Consider the following 19,383-nt stretch of genomic DNA (forward strand, 5'->3'; position numbering starts at 1 on the left):
GGCGTGCCCGGCCTAGGCTGAGGCGGCATCCCCGGGCGCGGCGCGTGCGCCGTGCAGATGCTTGCGCAAGGTGCGTTCCAGCATGGCCAGTCCCACCGGCTTCACCAGCACGTCGTTCATGCCCGCCGCCAGCGCTTGCCGGTGATCCTCGTTCTGTGCGCTCGCTGTGCAGCCGATGACCGGGATCGAGCGCAGGTCATCGCCGCGGGCACGGATCGCCCGCGCCAGGCTGAAGCCGTCCATCACCGGCATCATGCAGTCGCAGATCACCAGGTCCGGCGGCCGGCTCTGCAAGTTCCGCAAGCCCTGCTCGCCATCCGCCGCCGCATCCACTGCGATGCCGAGCCGCTCCAGCTGGCGCGCCAGCAGTAGCCGGTTGGGCGCGTGGTCGTCCACCACGAGCACGCGGATGCCCGGGGGGAACAGGGTGACCCCGGCCGTGCCGTCCGTTGACACGCCAGCCTGGGGCGGGGGCGCGGCCAGATCGAAACTGAGGCGCACCAGTACCTGCGTGCCCTGGCCTGGCCGGCTTTCCAGCGTGACCTCGCCGCCCATCTTGCGCACCAGGCTTTGCGCGATCGACAGGCCCAGGCCGGTGCCTCCGGCATGCATGCGCCCGGGCGAGTCGACCTGCGTGAAGGGCCGGAACAGCGCACCGATCGCCTCGGCGGGAATCCCTATGCCGGTGTCGCTGATGACGAGATCGAGCGATTGCCTGGTTCCCCGCATGCCCGTTTCGTCCAGCCGTATGTCGACGCCGCCGCGCTCGGTAAAGCGAATGGCGTTGGAGACGAAGTTGCCGACCACCTGCTTGATGCGCAGGATGTCCAGCCTGTGCGCCTGCGCCACGGTCTCGCCCACGCTGACCTTCATGGCCAGGCCTTTCTGCGACGCCACCGGCCCGAACATCTGCGCCACCTCATGCAGGGCCTGGCGCAGGCTGGCGGCGCGCGGTTGCAGCGTGAACTTGCCGGCCTCCATTTTGGATAGGTCCAGGATGTCGTCGAGCAGTGACAGCAGCGAGGTGGCGGCGCCATGCGCCGTGTCCAGCAATTCGCGGTCGCCATGCGCGACGTGCGCGCGCGTTCGCGCCAGTTCCAGCATGCCGAGGATGGCGTTCATCGGGGTGCGTATCTCATGGCTGATCGAGGCCAGGAAGGTGGATTTGGCGCGGTTTGCCGCCTCGGCGCGGCTTTTGGCCGCGGCCAGTTCGGCCAGCATCCGCTGGTGCTCGGTCACGTCGATCCAGCCGCCGACGATGCCCGCAGGCCCGCCGTCCGCGCGCTGCAGCGGCACCACCCAGCCGATCACATTGCGCGCTTCGCCGGCGATGGTCAGCCGGCGGGCGGCGCTGAATGGCTGGCCGGTGTCGAGCACATGCCGGTAGACGGCGAGCAGGTCATCGTGGCTGATGTCGGCCTTGACAGCATCGCGCACGAAGGCCGGATCGGTGCCGGCCAGCGCGCCCCGCGTGGTGTCAAGCGCGGCTTCGAAGGCGGTGTTGCAGGTGATCATGCGGAAGCGGCTGTCGCGCAGGTAGATCGGTTGGGGTATCCCGTCCAGCACCGCCGTCTGGAAGGAGACCTGGTCCTGCAGCGCACGTTCGGCCGCGGCACGCTGGGTGACCTGGCGCCGCAGCGATGTCACCCAGGCAATAAACAGCAGGCTGACCAGCAGCAAGGTGGCCGTGCCGGCCGTCAGCCATGGCAGGAACTGGCGCCAGGCCGCTGCCTGCGGCCTGATTTCCGTCCAGTGCGCGCGCATGGCGCCGAGATCGTCGCGGGCAATGCTCAGGATGGCCTTGTCGATGATGGCCAGCAGCTCGGGATGCCGGTTGCTGACTCCCAGGCCGATTTCCAGCGGAAGGCCGCTCGCGGGCGCGGCGATCTTGAGCCTGCCCCCATAGGTTCGATCGAGCATGTAGCCGGCCATGGAGGCGTTGGAGATAATGGCATCCGCGCGTCCGGCGGCCACCATGCGGAAGGCCTCCGCGTAGGTGGCGGTCTCGCGCTGGCTCACTGCCTGGCTGGCACGCACCAGGTCGTGGACGCCATCGAACGGGGGGCTGGCGAGGAGCTTGTCCGCGAGATCGGGCACGCTCTTGATGCTGTCGTCGCCGGCACGGGTGACGACAACCCAGTTGCCGGAGAAATAGGGCGCGCTGACGGACAGCAGGCCCTCGCTGGTAGCAGCATGGTTCAACGGCAGGACCGGCAGCACGTCCAGCGTGCCATTCTCGAGGTCGGCTTTCGTTTGCGCCTTGCTGCTTGGCCAGTAGGGCACGAAGCGTAGCCCGGTGCGCTGCCCGATCAGTTGCAGCACCTGTTCGGTCAGCCCGTCCAGGCGCTGTTGTGCGTCGAGGAACTGGAAGGGGATCAAGTCGTGCGCCACCAGGTAGCGAACTTCCGGGTGGCTGGCGATCCAGCTGCGCTCGGCAGCAGAAAGATCGAGCTTGCCCGTGATATCGAACTCGAGCGAACTGGAGGTCCAGAAGGTCTCGATCTCGCGCTTGAGCGTGGCAGGCATTGCCGCCAGCGCGCGGTCGACGATCCTGCCCAGTGCGGGGTCGCCCACGGTGAACGCGATGCCATCCTGCGGCAGCGGCGCGACATTGCGCGAGGCGAGTTCGCCGTAGCGGTATTGCTCGATGAGGTAGCCGGCGGCTGTGGCATTGGTGACCACTACGAAATCCGCGTTCCGGGCAAGCTGGTCGAGCGCACCCAGCAAGTTCTCGAAAGGCTGCAGTTGCGCTTCCGGATAAGCATGGCGCAGCAGGCCGGGCGCCACTTCCCCTTTCAGGTAGCCAACGGTGCGGCCAGCGTTGTTGCGCGCGTCGTCTTTGCCGGATACGACCTCGATCAACCGGTGCTCATGGTACGGCGCGGTGCGGATGCCGCCGCCGTGGCGGTCCAGGTCGGTGGTGATCAGGTCGATGGCGCCATCCGCCAGGGCGCGCCGCGCCGCCTCATGCGAGGCATAGCCGCGGATTTGCGCCGGTACCCCGAGCCGGGCCGCTACCACGGCGAGGTAGTCGGCGGAGATGCCGCGGTAGTTGCCTTTGAGGTCGACCAGGTCGAATGGCGGCAGGTAATTGCCTACCACGCCCACGCGCAAGACCTTGCGGCCGCGGCGCCATGCGTCCAGCTCGGCATCGCCGGCGCAGTCCGCACCGGGCTGGCCGGAACTGTCCGGCTGCACCTGGGAACTCAGGGTCAGCCTGTGCCGCGGCTCTGCCGGGATGGCAGCCTGCGGCGGCACGCCATGGCACAGGGCCAGCAGCAAGGCCAGTTGGTGCCGCCATCGGGTGGCCGCCGGCATGCGCGGCCTGGCCATGGGCAGGCGGTCCGCGGGACGGCGCCGGCAAGTGCTGAAGCACATAGGGAGTTCTCGTGGAAGGAGGGCGGGCCGCTTCGCTTGCCTCTCGCTGCCCACGCGAGGGGTGGTCGCCTTGAGGCGGCGCCACGCGTCACCACGGATGGGGCAGCGGGATGTCTGGAAACGCGTGCCTTGTGCCGCAAATGTAAGTGGCGCGACGGCGGGCAAATTTGGGAAATGTCTGCAAAGCCCCCCGGCGATTTCCTCCGGCGTGTCGTGACAGTTGGCCGGGCTCGGTGGGGCAGCGCACTAGCCGGGGCGGGCCGGGATAGATGCGGCGCGCGCTCGTCAAAGCATTAAAGCGGCGCATCAGGCATAGGCAGACTGGCTATCGGGGTGCACGGCGGCACGCTATCGCTGTTCGATAGTCAAATACAATCGCTGTGTTTGTGACGATGAATTGTACAAATGGCGTAGAGACGGCCAGAATCGGGTCTTCGCTGCAACACGCGGCCACTACCCCCAGTCACCCCAGGAGCTATCGCTATGCTGCAATCCCGTGAAGGTCAACGCGTTCCCAATGTCACGTTCCGCGTCCGCGAGAACAACGAATGGAAAACGGTGACCACGGCCGACCTGTTCGAAGGCAAGACCGTCGCGCTGTTCTCGCTGCCCGGCGCGTTCACCCCGACCTGCTCGTCCACCCACCTGCCGCGCTACAACGAACTGGCGCCCGTGTTCGCCAAGCATGGCGTGGACGCCATCCTGTGCGTCTCGGTCAATGACACCTTCGTGATGAACGAATGGGCCAAGGATCAGGAATCGGAAAACATCGCCATGATCCCGGACGGCAACGGCGAATTCACCGAAGGCATGGGCATGCTGGTCGACAAGGCCGACCTGGGCTTCGGCAAGCGCAGCTGGCGCTATTCGATGCTGGTCAAGGACGGCGTGGTCGACAAGATGTTCATCGAGCCGGAAGAGCCGGGTGACCCGTTCAAGGTGTCGGACGCCGACACCATGCTTGCCTACATCGCTCCCAACGCCAAGAAGCCCGATCAGGTCGTGGTGTTTTCCAAGGTTGGCTGCTCGTTCTGCGCCAAGGCCAAGCAGATGCTGTCGGACAACGGCTTCGACTACATCGACGTGCCGCTGGAGCACAAGATCCGCGGCAAGGTGCTGGGCGCGGTGTCGGGCAACATGACCGCGCCGCAGATTTTCATCAACGGCAAGCTGATTGGCGGCGCCGAAGCGCTTGAGACCTACCTGGCCCGCTAAGCCCTTCCAGACGCAGCAACCGCTTTACCGCCGCAAGGCGCGGCGCCGGCCTGACCGGGTGCCGCGCCGCAGTCGGCGGACCCGATGGCAGCGCCGTCCGGTGCCATCCGGTCCGTTGATTGACACGCTTCACCAGGAAATCCGACATGACCTCCACGCAGACCGCGCAGACCGTGCAAACCATTCAAACCATTCAGACCGATGTTGCCGTGATCGGCGCCGGCACGGCCGGCCTGGCCGCGTACCGTGCGGCCCGCGCCGCCGGCAAGCGCGCTGTCATCATCGAGGGCGGTCCCTACGGCACCACCTGCGCCCGCGTGGGCTGCATGCCTTCCAAGCTGTTGATCGCCGCGGCCGAGGCCGCCCACGAACTGCGCCACACCGCACCCTTCGGCGTGCATGTGGATGGCGGGATCCGCATCGACGGGCGCGAAGTCATGGCGCGGGTCAAGCGTGAGCGCGACCGCTTTGTCGGCTTCGTGGTGCGCGGCGTGGACGGCATCCCCGCCGAGGACAAGGTGAGCGGCTATGCCCGCTTTATCGACAACACCGTGTTGCAGGTGGGCGAACACACCACCGTGCGCGCCAGCCGCGTGGTGATCGCTACCGGCTCCAGCCCCATGATCCCGCCGCCGTTCAAGGTGTTCGGCGACCGCCTGGTGGTCAACGACGACGTCTTCGCCTGGGACGACCTGCCGCGCAGCGTGGCCGTGTTCGGCCCCGGCGTGATCGGGCTCGAGCTGGGCCAGGCGCTGTCGCGCCTCGGCGTGCGGGTGCGCGTGTTCGGCCTGCGCGGCGGCGTGGGGCCGCTGACCGATCCGGCCGTCAAGGCCAATGCCGTCGCCGGTTTCCGCGAGGAGTTCTACCTCGACCCGGACGCAAGGCTCGGCGAGATGCGCCGGGACGGCGACGAAGCGGTCATCAGCTTCACCGACCTTGACGGCAACATCGTCACTGAACGCTTCGACTATGTGCTCGCCGCCACCGGCCGCCAGCCGAATGTGCGCGGCCTGGGCCTGGAGCATACCGGGCTGGCGCTGGATTGGCGCGGCATGCCGGTGTTCGACCCGGCCACCTTGCAATGCGGCACGGCGCCGGTCTTCATCGCCGGCGATGCCAACGACATCCTGCCGTTGCTGCATGAAGCCGCGGACGAAGGCAAGGCGGCCGGCGAGAACGCGGCAGCGTACCCCGAGGTGCGTCCGCTGGCGCGCCGCGCGCCGCTCGGCGTGGTGTTCAGCGATCCGCAGATCGCCATGGTGGGGCAGCGCTATGCCGACCTGGCGCCGGACAGTTTCGTGGTGGGCGAGGTGAGCTTCGAGGACCAGGGCCGCAGCCGCGTGATGCGCAAGAACCGCGGGCTGATGCATGTCTACGCCGACAAGCAAAGCGGGCGTTTCCTCGGCGCGGAATGGACCGGCCCGCGCGCCGAGCATATCGCGCACCTGCTGGCCTGGGCGTATCAGCAGGCGCTCACCGTCGAGCAGATGCTGGCCATGCCGTACTACCACCCGGTGGTGGAGGAGGGCCTGCGCACGGCGCTGCGCGATGCGCAGGCCAGGCTGGCCGGCTGAGCGGGTCGGCCGGCCAGCGGTTGACGCCGGTAGATTCCCCCTCTCCCGCAGGCGCGCTTCGTTGTCCGCGTCGACAGAATTCTTTGCAATTCCATCCTGTACCGGCACCTGCCGCAGCGGCGATACTTGGCGCTGCGGGGCGGCGCGGCAGACGCCGCTCACCCGCGTGTACAGCGCGAATATAACGCGTGTACGACAACACAAACGACGTCGGGAAAAGGATGAAGCGATGGAGCTGACTACGCTGCAGAAATACCAGGATCTGGCCGTGGCCTATGCCAGCGACTTTGGCGTGAAGGTGCTGGCGGCGATCGCCTTCTGGGTGATCGGACGCTGGCTGATCCATCTGGTGGTGAAGATGGTGCAGGGCTCGCTCGGGCGGCAGAAGGTGGACCCGACGCTGTTGCGCTATGTGGGCTCGATCATCACGGTGACGCTGAACGTGGTGCTGGTGATCGGCATCCTTGGCTACTTCGGCATCCAGACCACCAGCTTTGCCGCGCTGATCGCCGCCGCCGGCGTGGCCATCGGCATGGCATGGTCGGGCCTGATGGCCAACTTCGCGGCAGGCGCCTTCCTGATCGTGCTGCGCCCCTTCAAGGTCGGCGACTTCGTCACGGCGGCCGGGGTCACCGGCACCGTACGCGAGATCGGATTGTTCGCCACCACCCTCGATACGCCGGACAACGTCCTGACCGTGGTGGGCAACAACAAGATCTTTGCCGAGACCATCCAGAACTTCACCGCCAACCCGTCGCGCCGGGTCGAGCTGAAGGCGCAGCTGGCCGGCAGCACCGACCACGCCGCGGCCATCGCCCTGCTCAAGGAGCGCGTGGCGGCGATTCCCAATGTGCTGGCGGCCCCGGCGGTCGACGTGGAAATCCTGGAGTTCACCCTGGTCGGACCGGTGCTGGCGGTGCGGCCGCATTGCCATAACGATCATTACTGGCAGGTGTACTTCGACACCAACCGCGTGATCCGCGAGAGCTTCGGCGAGGCTGGCTTTGCCGCGCCGATGCCGGCGCAACTGGTGCTGATGCAGCAGGCTGCCGTGGCCCATGCGGGCGAAGCACCGCGCGCGCTGCCCGCACGAACGGCGTAGCCCTTACTCGCTTCAGCCAATGGCAAAGCCCGCCGCGCACCGCAAGGTGACCGGCGGGCTTTGCCATTGGCTGCGTTGTTGCTATCGTTATTGCGCATCTTCTGCTTCTTGCGTGGCCCCCGGGGCCGGCCGGAAGCGGGCCCCGATGGGGGCCTGACTCTGTCGGCGGCCTTGCGACTCCGGTGTGGCCGGGGCAGGGCCGGGCTCGCATTCCCGCGTCCGGCACGCGGTTGCCCGTTTTGTGGGCAGTCCGATGGGGTGCCCGTGCCAGAGCCGTTTGCGGAGCTTGTCGACAATGTTATCCACATAAAGTGTGGATAACACTGAGGACTGGCAAGGAGGCAGGAACGAAGCCAGGCGGATTTGTCAAGCCTGAAATCCAAGCCTGTCCCGGCTTCCCGGCGAAGGGGCGGCGCCCGGCCGCATGGCAAGGCTTTGCGGAAAAGTGGACCATAGGGCGTAAGGTCGTATTGAGGCTGCCGTACCAATCCGCGACGCCTCTCCGCCTTCGCGTATCATCGCTTACCGCTCGCTAGAGAGACAGCCATGCCATTCCTGATCGAAACCTGGGACAAGCCGCAGCATCAGCAAGTGAGGCAGGCGACCCGCGCCCGCCATCTCGATTTCCTGGACCAGCACAAGGCCTTGCTGCTGGCATGCGGGGCCAAGCTCAACGACGACGGCAGCGATGCCGGCGGCGGCGTCTATATCGTCGACGTCGAGACGCGCGATGCGGCGCAGCAATTCATCGATGCGGATCCGTTCGCGGCGGCTGGCCTTTTCGCGGAGGTGCGCATTACGCGCTGGCGCAAAGCCTATCTGGCTGGCGCGTGCTGCCTTTAGCCGGAGCGGGCGCAGGCGTGCGGGCCTGGCTGCTGCGCCGGGTCTAGAATGAAGGGCATGCCACGGATTTCCGGATCAGATCATGCGCTACTGGCGTCTCGACCGCCCCCGGCTGGCGGGCCAGCTTGATCTTTCCCGGGTCACCGGCCTGGTGGTGGCCATCGGGCATGACGACGCGAACGCCCTTGCCTCGGAAGTGCTGAAAACGCTCGGCGAGGTCGCTTCCATCTCGCAGTGCACCGTCTTTGCCTATGAGTTCGGCAACCGGCCGCGCACGGTATCGGTCGCGGATCACTGCGGCGGGCGGTACCTGCGCGATGTCGCGGATACGTATGCCAGGCGCTATTACGTGCTGGACGGCAACCAGACGATCGTCTCCGCCGCGGGACGCGGAGAAACCCGGTTCCGGCATCCTGCTGCACCTGCAGAACAGCGAGGACATCAAATATAAATACGTACCCCCGCCCGTTGCGATTGACCAGGAAGAGAGCCGTTGCAATTGGGCCGGTTGCATTTCTCGCGACCGCCCGGCCCTGGCCCGGCTGTGATTTTGCAAAAAATTTGCGGTTTCCCACCTGAAAACCGGACTCTTCTGCTTTTCATATGATTCCGCCGCGGCTATAAGCGAAGATTTGGTGGTGAGCGGGGTTATGGAAAATTCAGATAAGCGGATACCGTTTTTTGAGCAACGGTTCATCAAGCCGTTGTGGGCGCTCAGGCGTGAACAGCAAGGTTGCACCATTGAGGACGTAGATGAGTTCTATATTTCTACGGATCGCCCCGCGCCGCCCTTGCGCGACCAACCGCCATCGCCTCCCGCGCCGCCAAAGCCGAAAGAGCCTAAGCGCCCACCGAAATCGCTCATAGAAGGATTTCTAGAGTTTCGAGAATGGCTGAACACGCCGCTGCCGCCAAAGCCAATACCGGCTCCCGCCACGCCGGAGGTCAAGACGCCGCGCGTTAATCCGTTTGATCTACAGGATATTCCCGGGGCGATGGACCGCATCGGCTGGCCCATGTCGGCTAGGGTCATGCGCAAATGGTTATCCGGCGAGTTGAACTATGCCAATACCGATGATGGGGCGAGATTCGGTATTAACCAGGATGGCATTTCCTGAGCCTTGGGTGATGGAGTTCGACCTATGAATATGAGTGCGCGCGCAAGGATCTGGATCAATCGCTCATGCAAATTGACGATTTTATTTTTTATCGTAATCTTGATTGCGCCGTATGGATGTGATGTGGCAAATCGGCTGGGGGCGCACGAATGCAAGAGAGAAAGTGATGGAAATCTTTATATCGGCGAAATGTGTTACTTATCAACTGGTGACTCTATGGTATTCCGCCTTTATGATGCCAAAAGCGGCGAATTGCTGGCTGAAAGAACATATAATCACCCTGAGCCAAAAATGATTTGGTCCGGTGGCAGCGTAATATACGACACTTCCCCTTCCGATGGAATCGGCTATGTGGATTTGCCGCCGACACGCTGGGACCGGCTACGGGCCAGACTTCCATAGCACACGAGGGAGCTTGCTTCGTGCTGGCCAGCTTCAGGAGCAACGCTCATGGCGCAATACCATATCGAGCAATTCCTGCTCGATGCCGCCAGCAGGAAGCTGGACCTGATCGATATCCGCTGGCGGACCCGCGTGACCGCCATCGACGCCCGCGCGGACGGCGCCACCCTCAGCTTGGCCACGCCGAGGCAGCTACCGGATGGAGGCGGACTGGATCGCCCGCCTGCGACGGCGGGCGCAGCACGATCCGCGGGGCGCTGGGCCTGCCCGCTCGCGGGCGTTCAGGCACCCTGGCCGCTGCCTGGGGAATCCGGCGCCGGCCGTTCCAGGTACATATAGGCGTTAGCGGCAATCAGCCCGAACAGGACATGCGCGAACAGGCTTTCCCACCCGCGTGCCTCGTCGAACCAGTTGAAGTAACGGCCCAGCGCATAGAAATTGACCAGATAGACCAGCGCCCCGAAGATCGCGCCGGTGAGCGATGCCATGCCGGAGCTGGAGTCGAAGCGGAAGGACGCGATGATCATCGCCAGGATCGTGGCCAGCACGACCGACAGGCCGAAGTGCACCACTCCCGCGGCCAGCACGATACTCCAGCTGAAGGCGTCCGCCGATGCCATCGTTTCCTTGCCGAGCATGATGGCTGCCACCATCTTCACCGTGCCCCATGCGCTCTGATACAAGACGAAGCGAGCCGTCAGCAGTTCCATGACCACGTACACCGCGCCAGCGATCAGGCCCGCAAACGCGGCCGCGCGCCAGTCCGGCATACGGTGGGTGAAATGGTGCGACTGCATATGGAGTTCCATGAACGCCTCCTTCCACAAAGACAAAGCAGCCTGAAGATCAGGCTCCTGTGATAGTTCTAGCCCATTGGCGGCAAATGCCAAGCCCGCCACGCGCGCGGTACAAGCTGCCCGCCCCGCACGGCCATGTGATGCCACTGGTACTCGGCGCGGCAGTCCCGCCGCCCTGGTTTTCGGGAGATTGCCGGAACTGCGGTGTCAGGAGCGCTTCTGGTACGTCCCTACCAGCGCCGCTTGCGCCAGCACGTGGCCATGCATGGCTTTCTCGAGCGTGGCCTTGGAAGCCTTGCCCAGATCGGGCAGGACCGCGTCCAGCGCATATAGCTTGAAGAAATAGCGATGACGCCCGAGCGGCGGGCAGGGGCCGCCGTAGCCGGTCCTGTGCCAGTCGTTTACACCTTCGCGCGTGCCGCCGGGCAAGCTGGCCGGGGCGATACCGCCGGCCAGGCCGGCGCCGTCCGGCGGGATGTCGTACAGGACCCAGTGCACCCAGGTCATCAGCGGCGCGGCCGGGTCGGGCGCATCCGGGTCGTCCACGATCAGCGCCAGGCTCCTGGTGCCGGCGGGCACGCCGGACCAGGCGAGCGGCGGCGAAGTATCCGCGCCTTCACACGTATGGCCGGCAGGGATTTCACTGCCGTTGGCGAAGGCTGTGGAGGTCAGCGTGAGGGACATTGCACTCTCCTTGCGGGCCGCATGGAGCCCGGCTTGCGGTGCGCACAGCAGCATGGCCGACAGAATGGCCGCACCTCTTCGCATGCCGGGCTCCTTTCATGCAGCCGTCATCTGGACTGTGATCACTCTGATAGTTCTAGCCGATTGCCGGGAAATGCCAAGCTGTGGGAGGGGTGGCGGAGCAGCGGCGCGACGCGGCCGATACATCGGCGACCGGCCTCCGGCGCTGCCCTTGACGCTCGAGGAGCCCGCCCCCTGGGGACGGGAGGCGCGCGCCAGCGCGTTGTCAGCCCGGTCCGGTCTGCGGCGCCAGGTTCAGCACCAGTTCGCCGCCGGCATAAGTTGCGCGGACGGCATGCACGCCAGCCGCCACGTCGAATGGGCGGGTCAGCGTACCGGTGGTGACCACTGTGCCCTTGCGCAAGGTGATGCCGCGTTCTGCGGCATGCGCCAGCAGGGATTGCAGGGCTTCCAGCGGGTAGATGGCGTCGTCGCCGTCGAGCGGCAGCGCGCTTGCCGCGCCGTCGAGCGTCACGCTGGCGCTGGCGCGCACGTCTTCCACGCTGGCGGGATCGATCTGCGCGCCCAGCACCAGCGCGTGGAATCCGACGTTGTCGCCGGCAAAGGCCGGCATGCCGACCGCGCCGCGGTCCTCATACCGCGAGAGCACTACTTCGAAGGCGACTTGCGCGCTCTGAACGAGTTCGGTCAGCGCCGCCGGCGCCAGTTCGCCGTGCGCGGGCGCGACGTCCCGTGCCAGCCTCACCGCGATTTCGAATTCAATGGTGGCCACCGCGCCCGCCGGGACATGTACCGTATCGCCCGAGGCAAAGCAGCGCGAAGCGCCCACCTGGCCAACCAGCGGGCGCGCCAGGCTGGCGCGCCGCATGGCGTTGGCGCTGCCGACGCCGAGCTTCCAGCCCACCACCGGATCGCCGAGTGCTGCCACGAAGCGGTCCTGTACGTCATAGCCGCAGGCCAGCGTGGCCGGCTTGGCATCGGCGGGCAGGTCGCGCAATTGCACGCCGCGCCGGCAGGCATCGGCCAGCAGCGCCGCTGCGGTGCCGGGGTTGAACGTTGCGCTCACGCGTTCTCCATGTTGTTGGTTTGGTTCGGTGGATGCGTTTCAGATCCGGTGGCGTTCCGAGGTGCGTCCCACGATGGATGCGCCCGCGATCAGCTCCTTGAGCAGGGCCTGCGATGCCTGGCCGCTGGTGCGATAGGGGTCCAGTTCGCCGCGCTCGGAATACTTGAGGATGGTGGCCATATTGACCTTGCCGGTATTGACCAGGCCCATGGCCCAGCCGGCGAACTCGCGTTCGAGGATTTCCTCGTAGTGCAGCAGCACGATGTCTTCGTGGCGCGCGTCGCGGCAGATCTGCTGGTACAGGCGGGAGACTTCATTGCGGCCGCCTTCCAGCGCCTGCATGAAGATACCGTGGCCATAGCACAGCACGCCGGTGATGCCGTGCCCGGGATTGTTCGCGGCACTGGTGGCAACGATCGCGTCCACCAGCCTGGGATCGGCCGGCTGGCATGCGCGGCTGGCATAGAGCAGGCGTACAAGCATGTTGGCTCCAGTTTCCAGTTTGCTGTTGAGTACGGGTTCGCGCGATCGGAGGGATGGGCGTGCGGCTGCCCCTCTCGCTTCCCACTCTTACCCCGTCGCTAGTCGCGCGTCCTGTTCAGCAAGGCCAGGAACTCGCGACGCAGGCTGCCGTCCTTGAGGAAGGAGCCGCGCATCACGCTATTGGTCATCTTTGCATCGGTGTCGCGCACGCCGCGCCAGTGCATGCAGAAGTGCTCGGCTTCCATGACGATGGCGAGCCCGTCCGGGCTCATTTTTTCCTGCAGCAGGTCGGCCACCTGGGTCACGGCTTCTTCCTGGATCTGCGGACGGCACATGATCCACTCGGCCAGGCGCGCGTACTTCGACAGCCCGATCAGGTTGGAGTGCTGGTTGGGCATGACGCCCACCCACAGCTTGCCGATGATCGGGCACAGGTGGTGCGAGCAGGCGCTGCGCACCCGGAGCGGGCCCACGATCATCAGTTCGTTGATGCGCTCCGCGTTCGGGAACTCGGTCACATTGGGCTGACTGACGTAGCGGCCGGCAAAGATCTCCTTCAGGTACATCTTGGCCACGCGGCGCGCGGTTTCGCGGGTGTTGTGGTCGCTTTCGATGTCGATCACCAGGCTGCGCAACACCTCTTCCATGCGCGACTGTACTTCGTCGAGCAATTCGTCCAGTTCGCCGGGTTCGACATAGGCGGAGATATTATCGTTGGCGTGGAAGCGCTCTTGCGCTGCCTGCAAACGCGCCCGGATGCGGGACGACGCACTGCCCGGTGCCTCGTCGAGGTCCGGGTGGGGTGCCTGATGGTCGGATTCCATATCGTGCGGTTCGTGATGGTCGGTGTCGTCGGTGAAAGCTTCGCGGCGAGCGCTGGCATTTACTGTACAACAATATGCTACGCCGGCTCCGGCGCGCCGTGGGCATCGCACGCAGAGGAGAAAGTGGCGGGGGTGAGGCGCGATGCCGGCCAGTGGCTGGGGCGGCGAGCACCGCCCCCGGGGAAGTACCTACAGCGCGGCCTGCATCAGGGTGGCGGATGCGGGACAGGCCTCGCGGGACAGGGCCGTGCGCAGCAGTTCCGGCGGCATGCAGGCGCGCTCCACGCGCTCGAAACCCAGCCGCGCGAAATAGCCGGCCGCCGTGGTGGTTTGCAGCACCACCGACTGCACGCCGCGCGTGCGGGCCTCGGCCAGCATCGCCGCCACCAGCAGTTCTCCAAGGCCCGCCGAACGTGCGCGCTCGGCAACCGCCACGGAACGCAGTACCGCCACCTGGCCGTAGTTCTCGACGCCGGCGCAGCCAAGCAGGCCGGCGTTGTCCCGTACCACCAGGAAATTGCCGAGTTGCTCCGCTACGCCGTCGGCCGGCAGGCCGCAAGCCTGTAGCAGATCCTGTACATCCTGACTGTCCTTCTCGCTTGCATAGTGCGGGCGCATGATGCCCTCCTGACCCAACGGGCTGTTCTTCGTATCTTAATGACAGTCTCGTCTTACGGTGCCTAGGGATAGTTCTTAAGTAGATTCGCGTACTGGACGTCATGGGACGTCATCGATACCGCCGAAGGGGGGCAGCATCGCTCTCCAGCTTCCCAGGGAAAAAAGCCACCGCAAAACACTTGCCCTGCACCCGCTTGCAAGCTAAGCTTGCGCCCTGCATTGTATGCAAAATATGAACGCAAAATAAAATCTGGAACCATTCAGGAGACAAGCGCGATGGATCTGGCGCATCAGTACATTCCCAATTTGCTCAATGGCCTCGAGTGGTCCGGCTGCGCGCTGGCGATGAGCGGCTCCTTGCTGGTCGCCTTGCACAACAAGGCTTCGCGATGGGGCTGGATTGCCTATCTCTGTTCCAATCTCCTGTGGAGCGTGTTCGCCCTGGTCACCGGCACCTACGGTCTGTTTGTCCAGCAGCTGGGCTTTACCGCCACCAGCATCTACGGGCTGTACCGCCATACGCAATTCCACCGCCAGCAGGAAAGCCAGCAGGGGCATGGACATCCGGCGCCCGACGCGGCCTGAGCCGCAGCGGGACCGGACTGCCGGCTTGGCGCGGCTGCCTGGCCAGCGCCGGCAATACGCCGTACGCGCCCGGGCGGCGGGCGCGTACGGTCCCTGGTTTCAGTGCCTGCCTTTGCCGCCCTTTTTCCCTCTTATCCCATGGCCCGCACCGAGCTGCTGACGGCGCGCGCGCATTGCAGCAACGGCGGCGCAAGCTTGCGCTCCGCTTCTTCGCGAGACCAGCGGCTGGTCGGCGCTACCACGTGTATCGCGCCCACCGGACGTCCGCTTCCCCCAAGCACCGGTGCGGCAATCGTCATGTCGCCCAGGAACAGCTCCTCGCTGTTGACCGCATAGCCCCGCCGGCGCGCCTCGCGCAACATGTCCAGGATATCCGCCACCGCGGTCCGCGTATGGACCGTATGGCTGGCCCGATCCGAGCGCTCGATCACCGCGAGCGCCTCGTCTTCCGGCAGCGCGCTCAGGTAGGCGCGTCCGGAGCCGGTGCAATACATCGGGATGCGGCTGCCGATCGGCATGTGCACCGGCACGAAATGGGCGCTGACGAATCTTGCGATATAGACCATATCGAGCAGGTCCGGCTCCGTCAGGCAGGTGGTCTCGGTGGTGACCTTGGTCAGTTCCGACAGGAAGGGGTTGGCCACCTCGATCAGCGGGTTGGCCGCCAGGTAGTTGAAACCGATTTCCATCACGCGCGGCGTCAACTGGTAGCGCCGGGTCTGCGGGTGCTTGCGCAGGTAGCCCAGCTGTTCGAGCGTGAAGACCATGCGCTGGGCGGAACTTTTGTTGATGGCGGCAGCATCCGCCACTTCGGCGATCGTCATGGTGCGCCGTTGCGCGCTGAACGCGCGCAGCACGGTCAGGCCTTTTTCCAGGGACTGGTTGAACAGGAGGCTGGTTGTCTCGTCAGCGTCGGGGCGGGAAATAGACATTGAGGGAAGGGATGGGTAGTGCAAGCCAAAGAATCGCATATCGATTCGATAGATGCAACTAATGGTTAACTAGAATTATATTTCGCTGCTATCGAATTGAAAATTGGCATGCTCATTGCATAAGTCCTTGAGCTGTCCCACCCGGGCGCCTTTTGTTCACCTTCGCTAGGAGTGTCCGCATGTCCCGTTTCCGCATGTCCCGCCGCCTTGCCCTAATCCTGTGCGCAGCCAGCACCGTTTCGTTCGCCTGGGCCCAGGGAACGGCACCAACCTACAACGTGGGAGCGACGGCTACCGGCGTCCCGTTCACCTTCCTGGACGTGAAGACCAACACCATCCAGGGCATGATGGTCGACACGGTCACCGCCATCGGCAAGGCCGGCGGCTTCAACGTCAATGTGCAGCAGACCGTCTTCTCGGCGTTGATCCCTTCGCTGACCTCCAGCAAGATCGACATCATCTCGGCCGCCATGCTGAAGACGCCCGCCCGCCAGCAGGTGGTGGACTTCAGCGACCCGGTCTATTCGTATGGGGAAGGGCTGATCGTCAGGAGCGACGACGCCAGGGCCTACACCTCCCTCGATGAACTCAAGGGCGAGATCGTGGGCGCGCAGGTGGGCACGGTCTTCCTCGACATGCTCAACAAGAAGGGCATCTTCAAGGAAGTGCGCAGCTACGATTCGGTGGCCGACATGACGCGCGACCTGGCGCTTGGCCGCATCAAGGCTGGCCTGGGCGATCAGCCCATCATCGCCTACCAGTTGCGCCAGAACGCCTTCCACGGCGTGAAGCTGGCCGGCAGCTACAAGCCGGTCAATGTCGGCGACGTCTGCCTGGTGGTGCGCAAGGGCGACACCGAGACGCTGGCCCGGCTGAACAAGGCCATCGCCAAGGTCAAGGCCGACGGCACGCTGGCGGGCATCGTCCAGAAGTGGGGCATGTAAGCCGCGATGGATAGCGCTCTCTTTTTCCAGAACGCGCGGGATTTCCTGCCGATCCTGCTGCAGGGCGCGGTGGTCACGATACAGGTGACCGTGCTGGCCTTCCTGCTCAGCAGCGCGATCGGCCTGGGCCTGGCGCTGCTGAAGCTGTCGCCGGTGCGCGCGCTGTCGTGGGGCGCGGCGTCGGTGATCAACGTGATCCGTGGCCTGCCGATCATCGTGCAGCTGTTCTATATCTACTTCGTGCTGCCGGATATCGGCATCCACCTGACGGCCTTCCAGGCCGGCGTGATCGGCCTGGGCATCGCCTACTCGGCCTATCAGGCGGAGAACTTCCGCGCCGGCATCGAGGCCGTCGACCCGGGCCAGCGCGAGGCCGCGCAGGCCATGGGCATGCGCCCGGCGCTGATCATGCGCCGCGTGATCCTGCCGCAGGCCTTCCGTATTGCGCTGCCGCCCTATGGCAACACGCTGGTGATGATGCTCAAGGACTCGTCGCTGGTTTCCACCATCACGGTGGCGGAAATGACGCGCGCGGGCCAGCTGATCGCGTCGTCCACCTTCCAGAACATGACCGTGTACACGCTGGTGGCCTTGCTGTACCTGCTGATGAGCCTGCCGCTCGTCTTCGGCCTGCGCCGGCTGGAACAACGCCTTGGCGCGGGAAGGAAAAGAACATGATCCATATCCAGAACCTGCAAAAACACTTCGGCGACCACCATGTGCTGCGGGGCGTCAGCCTGCACGTGGACGCCGCAGAGGTGGTTTGCCTGATCGGCCCCTCGGGTTCCGGCAAATCCACGGTCCTGCGCTGCATCAACGGGCTGGAGTCCTATGACGGCGGCGAGATCCTCGCCTTCGGCGAGCGCGTGGACCGCGCCGGCAAGGGCATCCACCGCTTGCGCAGCCGCATGGGCATGGTGTTCCAGCGTTTCAATCTCTTTCCCCACCGCAGCGTGCTGGAGAACGTGATGGAGGGCCCGGTGTACGTGCTGGGCGAGCGCCCGGACAAGGCGCGTGTCGATGCCCTGGCGCTGCTCGACAAGGTCGGTCTCGCGGCCAAGGCGCAGGCCTATCCGCCCCAGCTCTCCGGTGGACAGCAGCAGCGCGTGGCCATTGCCCGCGCGCTGGCAATGCGGCCCGAAGCCATGCTGTTCGACGAACCCACCTCGGCGCTGGACCCCGAACTGGTGGGCGATGTGCTGGAAGTCATGCGCGCGCTCGCCCGCGAAGGCATGACCATGATCGTGGTGACGCACGAGATGGGCTTCGCCCGCGAGGTGGCCGACCGGGTGTGCTTCCTGCACAGCGGCACCATCGTCGAGGAAGGCGCGGCGGCGCAGGTGCTGGGTGCGCCCCGGCAGCCGCGTACGCAGGACTTTCTGCGGCGCGTCCTGCACAAGCCGGCAGGGGCGCCGGCCGGGTCGCCGGAAGGGGCCGCGTCATGACGGCCCGCCAGTTCACGGCAGGCCGCCCGGGTGCGCCCGCGCCGTTGCCGCCCTCCCTTTGGGCCGCGACCGCACCGCCTGCGCCGCCGACGCCCGCGCTGCGCGAATCGCGGCTGGCCGACGTGCTCGTCATCGGCGCCGGCTTCACCGGCCTGTCCACCGCGCTGCACCTGGCCGAGACCGGTGCGCGGGTTTGCGTGCTCGAAGCCTGCGAGCCTGGCTGGGGCGCGTCCGGGCGCAATGGCGGGCAGGTCAATCCCACGCTCAAGCACGATCCCGACGCGCTGGTGCGCATGCTGGGCGCCAGGGTTGCCGAGCCGCTGATCGAGGCGGTATCGCGTTCGGCCGACCTGGTATTCGACCTGATCGCGCGCCACCGCATCGATTGCCAGCCGGTGCGCAGCGGCTGGCTGCAACTCTCCTATTCGCACAAGGAGGTCGCCGGCATGCACGCGCGGGCCGCGCAATGGGCGCATCGCGGCGCGCCGGTGGAAGTGCTGGACCGCGACGCGGTGGCGCGGCGCGTGGGCACGCAGGCGTTTGCGGGCGGGTGGCTGGATGCGCGTGCCGGGGCGATCCAGCCGCTGGCCTATACGCGGGGACTGGTCAAGGCCGCGCAGGACGCCGGGGCCGCCGTGCACGGCGCTACCGAGGTGACGGCTCTGGAGCGCCAGGGCACGCAATGGGTGGCGACGACATCGACCGGCGCCACCGTGACCGCCGGCCAGGTCGTGTTCGCGACCAACGGCTACACCGGCCCGCTTTGGCCCGGACTGGCGCAGACGGTGCTGTCGGCCAACAGCTTCATCGTGGCCACCCGCCCGCTCAGGCCGGCGGACGCGCAGGCCATCCTGACGCACGGCGAGACCGCTTCCACCTCGCAGCGGCTGCTGCTGTATTTCCGCAAGGATGCGCAGGGGCGCCTGCTGATGGGAGGGCGCGGGTTTTTTGCCGATCCGCGAGGTCCGCAGGACTTCGCTCACCTGGAGCGCTCGCTTGCGCTATTGTTCCCGCAGCTCGGCCCGCTCGAGTACGAGTACCGCTGGGCCGGGCGTATCGCCATTACGCGCGACTTCATGCCGCATGTGCACGAACCCGCGCCCGGCGTCATCATGGCGCTGGGTTGCAATGGTCGGGGCATCGCGCTGTGCAGCAGCCTCGGCAAGCATATCGCGGACAGGATCGCGGGCGGAAAGGGCGAATTCCCGTATCCGGTCTCCCCGGTTGCCCCGATACCACTGCACGGCTTGCAGCGCTTCTACATCGCGGCGGGCGTAGCCTGGTACAGCTTGCTGGACAAACTCGGTTCGTGAACCGGTGAATCGGTGGGCCGGGGCGTGAGGCGCAGCGGC

Annotated in this window: 20 protein-coding genes and 1 pseudogene; 13 read left to right on the forward strand and 8 right to left on the reverse strand. The window is 65.8% G+C overall.

All coding sequences use genetic code 11. The features are described from left to right. Nucleotides 1–12: 12 nt before the first annotated feature. Nucleotides 13–3,378, reverse strand: a complete 3,366-nt coding sequence (locus AC3FOF_RS04090) for a response regulator (protein WP_488725844.1) — start codon at nucleotides 3,376–3,378, stop codon at nucleotides 13–15. Nucleotides 3,379–3,861: 483 nt separating this feature from the next. On the opposite strand from AC3FOF_RS04090, the gene AC3FOF_RS04095 reads away from it, so the two are divergent. From AC3FOF_RS04095 to AC3FOF_RS04130, 8 genes and pseudogenes are all read left to right on the forward strand, one after another. After that, nucleotides 3,862–4,593: a glutathione peroxidase gene (locus tag AC3FOF_RS04095; protein ID WP_276266624.1), complete on the forward strand. Its 732-nt coding sequence runs from the start codon at nucleotides 3,862–3,864 to the stop codon at nucleotides 4,591–4,593. A gap of 182 nt (nucleotides 4,594–4,775) precedes the next feature. Next, a complete protein-coding gene (locus AC3FOF_RS04100) occupies nucleotides 4,776–6,167 on the forward strand; it encodes a dihydrolipoyl dehydrogenase (protein ID WP_276268608.1) in 1,392 nt (463 codons plus the stop codon). A 229-nt stretch (nucleotides 6,168–6,396) separates the two neighbouring features. Continuing rightward, nucleotides 6,397–7,269: a mechanosensitive ion channel family protein gene (locus tag AC3FOF_RS04105; RefSeq protein WP_017228468.1), complete on the forward strand. Its 873-nt coding sequence runs from the start codon at nucleotides 6,397–6,399 to the stop codon at nucleotides 7,267–7,269. A 546-nt stretch (nucleotides 7,270–7,815) separates the two neighbouring features. Continuing rightward, nucleotides 7,816–8,112, forward strand: a complete 297-nt coding sequence (locus AC3FOF_RS04110; protein WP_017228469.1) for a YciI family protein — start codon at nucleotides 7,816–7,818, stop codon at nucleotides 8,110–8,112. Between the two features lie 82 nt (nucleotides 8,113–8,194). Further along, nucleotides 8,195–8,563 (forward strand): hypothetical protein, encoded by a 369-nt coding sequence (locus AC3FOF_RS04115; RefSeq protein ID WP_488725845.1) that lies wholly within the window; start codon nucleotides 8,195–8,197, stop codon nucleotides 8,561–8,563. Nucleotides 8,564–8,762: 199 nt separating this feature from the next. Continuing rightward, nucleotides 8,763–9,230 carry a DUF6402 family protein gene (locus AC3FOF_RS04120; protein ID WP_488725846.1) on the forward strand — a complete coding sequence of 156 codons (468 nt, stop codon included), beginning with the start codon at nucleotides 8,763–8,765 and terminating at the stop codon, nucleotides 9,228–9,230. A gap of 24 nt (nucleotides 9,231–9,254) precedes the next feature. Next, nucleotides 9,255–9,632, forward strand: coding sequence for a hypothetical protein (locus AC3FOF_RS04125; RefSeq protein ID WP_488725847.1), 378 nt, complete (start codon nucleotides 9,255–9,257; stop codon nucleotides 9,630–9,632). Nucleotides 9,633–9,680: 48 nt separating this feature from the next. Beyond that, nucleotides 9,681–9,916 (forward strand): annotated as a pseudogene (locus tag AC3FOF_RS04130) (FAD-dependent monooxygenase); the annotation flags it as partial. On the opposite strand, the gene AC3FOF_RS04135 reads toward AC3FOF_RS04130, so the two are convergent. The 6 genes from AC3FOF_RS04135 to arsN2 form a co-directional block, all read right to left on the reverse strand. Beyond that, the gene (locus AC3FOF_RS04135) at nucleotides 9,914–10,441 is read right to left on the reverse strand and encodes a hypothetical protein (RefSeq protein WP_488725848.1); all 528 of its coding nucleotides are present in this window, start codon (nucleotides 10,439–10,441) and stop codon (nucleotides 9,914–9,916) included. The pseudogene AC3FOF_RS04130 and the gene AC3FOF_RS04135 overlap by 3 nt on opposite strands. Before the next feature lie 195 nt (nucleotides 10,442–10,636). Continuing rightward, nucleotides 10,637–11,113, reverse strand: a complete 477-nt coding sequence (locus tag AC3FOF_RS04140) for a YbhB/YbcL family Raf kinase inhibitor-like protein (RefSeq protein ID WP_276268607.1) — start codon at nucleotides 11,111–11,113, stop codon at nucleotides 10,637–10,639. 286 nt (nucleotides 11,114–11,399) lie between these two features. Then, nucleotides 11,400–12,200, reverse strand: coding sequence for a fumarylacetoacetate hydrolase family protein (locus AC3FOF_RS04145; protein ID WP_276268603.1), 801 nt, complete (start codon nucleotides 12,198–12,200; stop codon nucleotides 11,400–11,402). Between the two features lie 39 nt (nucleotides 12,201–12,239). Continuing rightward, nucleotides 12,240–12,683, reverse strand: a complete 444-nt coding sequence (locus AC3FOF_RS04150; RefSeq protein ID WP_488725849.1) for a BLUF domain-containing protein — start codon at nucleotides 12,681–12,683, stop codon at nucleotides 12,240–12,242. Nucleotides 12,684–12,781: 98 nt separating this feature from the next. Beyond that, nucleotides 12,782–13,507, reverse strand: a complete 726-nt coding sequence (gene folE / locus AC3FOF_RS04155; protein ID WP_017226830.1) for a GTP cyclohydrolase I — start codon at nucleotides 13,505–13,507, stop codon at nucleotides 12,782–12,784. A gap of 189 nt (nucleotides 13,508–13,696) precedes the next feature. After that, on the reverse strand, nucleotides 13,697–14,125 hold the full coding sequence (arsN2, locus tag AC3FOF_RS04160; RefSeq protein ID WP_017226831.1) for an arsenic resistance N-acetyltransferase ArsN2: 429 nt from the start codon (nucleotides 14,123–14,125) through the stop codon (nucleotides 13,697–13,699). 276 nt (nucleotides 14,126–14,401) lie between these two features. On the opposite strand from arsN2, the gene AC3FOF_RS04165 reads away from it, so the two are divergent. Beyond that, nucleotides 14,402–14,710: a nicotinamide mononucleotide transporter gene (locus tag AC3FOF_RS04165; RefSeq protein WP_017226832.1), complete on the forward strand. Its 309-nt coding sequence runs from the start codon at nucleotides 14,402–14,404 to the stop codon at nucleotides 14,708–14,710. Between the two features lie 131 nt (nucleotides 14,711–14,841). Here AC3FOF_RS04165 and AC3FOF_RS04170 read toward each other — a convergent pair whose 3' ends face one another. Further along, nucleotides 14,842–15,642: an IclR family transcriptional regulator gene (locus AC3FOF_RS04170; RefSeq protein ID WP_488725850.1), complete on the reverse strand. Its 801-nt coding sequence runs from the start codon at nucleotides 15,640–15,642 to the stop codon at nucleotides 14,842–14,844. A gap of 179 nt (nucleotides 15,643–15,821) precedes the next feature. Here AC3FOF_RS04170 and AC3FOF_RS04175 point away from each other — a divergent pair, with 179 nt between their 5' ends. From AC3FOF_RS04175 to AC3FOF_RS04190, 4 genes are read left to right on the forward strand one after another with little or no spacing between them, the layout of a single operon-like run. Further along, on the forward strand, nucleotides 15,822–16,586 hold the full coding sequence (locus AC3FOF_RS04175; RefSeq protein ID WP_488725851.1) for an ABC transporter substrate-binding protein: 765 nt from the start codon (nucleotides 15,822–15,824) through the stop codon (nucleotides 16,584–16,586). A 6-nt stretch (nucleotides 16,587–16,592) separates the two neighbouring features. Continuing rightward, the gene (gene ehuD / locus AC3FOF_RS04180; RefSeq protein WP_017226835.1) at nucleotides 16,593–17,264 is read left to right on the forward strand and encodes an ectoine/hydroxyectoine ABC transporter permease subunit EhuD; all 672 of its coding nucleotides are present in this window, start codon (nucleotides 16,593–16,595) and stop codon (nucleotides 17,262–17,264) included. Next, nucleotides 17,261–18,031: an amino acid ABC transporter ATP-binding protein gene (locus AC3FOF_RS04185; protein ID WP_276268600.1), complete on the forward strand. Its 771-nt coding sequence runs from the start codon at nucleotides 17,261–17,263 to the stop codon at nucleotides 18,029–18,031. The genes ehuD and AC3FOF_RS04185 overlap by 4 nt, the downstream gene beginning before the upstream one ends. Then, nucleotides 18,028–19,344: an NAD(P)/FAD-dependent oxidoreductase gene (locus tag AC3FOF_RS04190; RefSeq protein ID WP_488725852.1), complete on the forward strand. Its 1,317-nt coding sequence runs from the start codon at nucleotides 18,028–18,030 to the stop codon at nucleotides 19,342–19,344. Before AC3FOF_RS04185 ends, AC3FOF_RS04190 begins: the two co-directional genes overlap by 4 nt. The last annotated feature ends 39 nt before the right edge of the window (nucleotides 19,345–19,383 follow it).

Source organism: Cupriavidus sp. 96C5-1 (genome assembly GCF_057798855.1).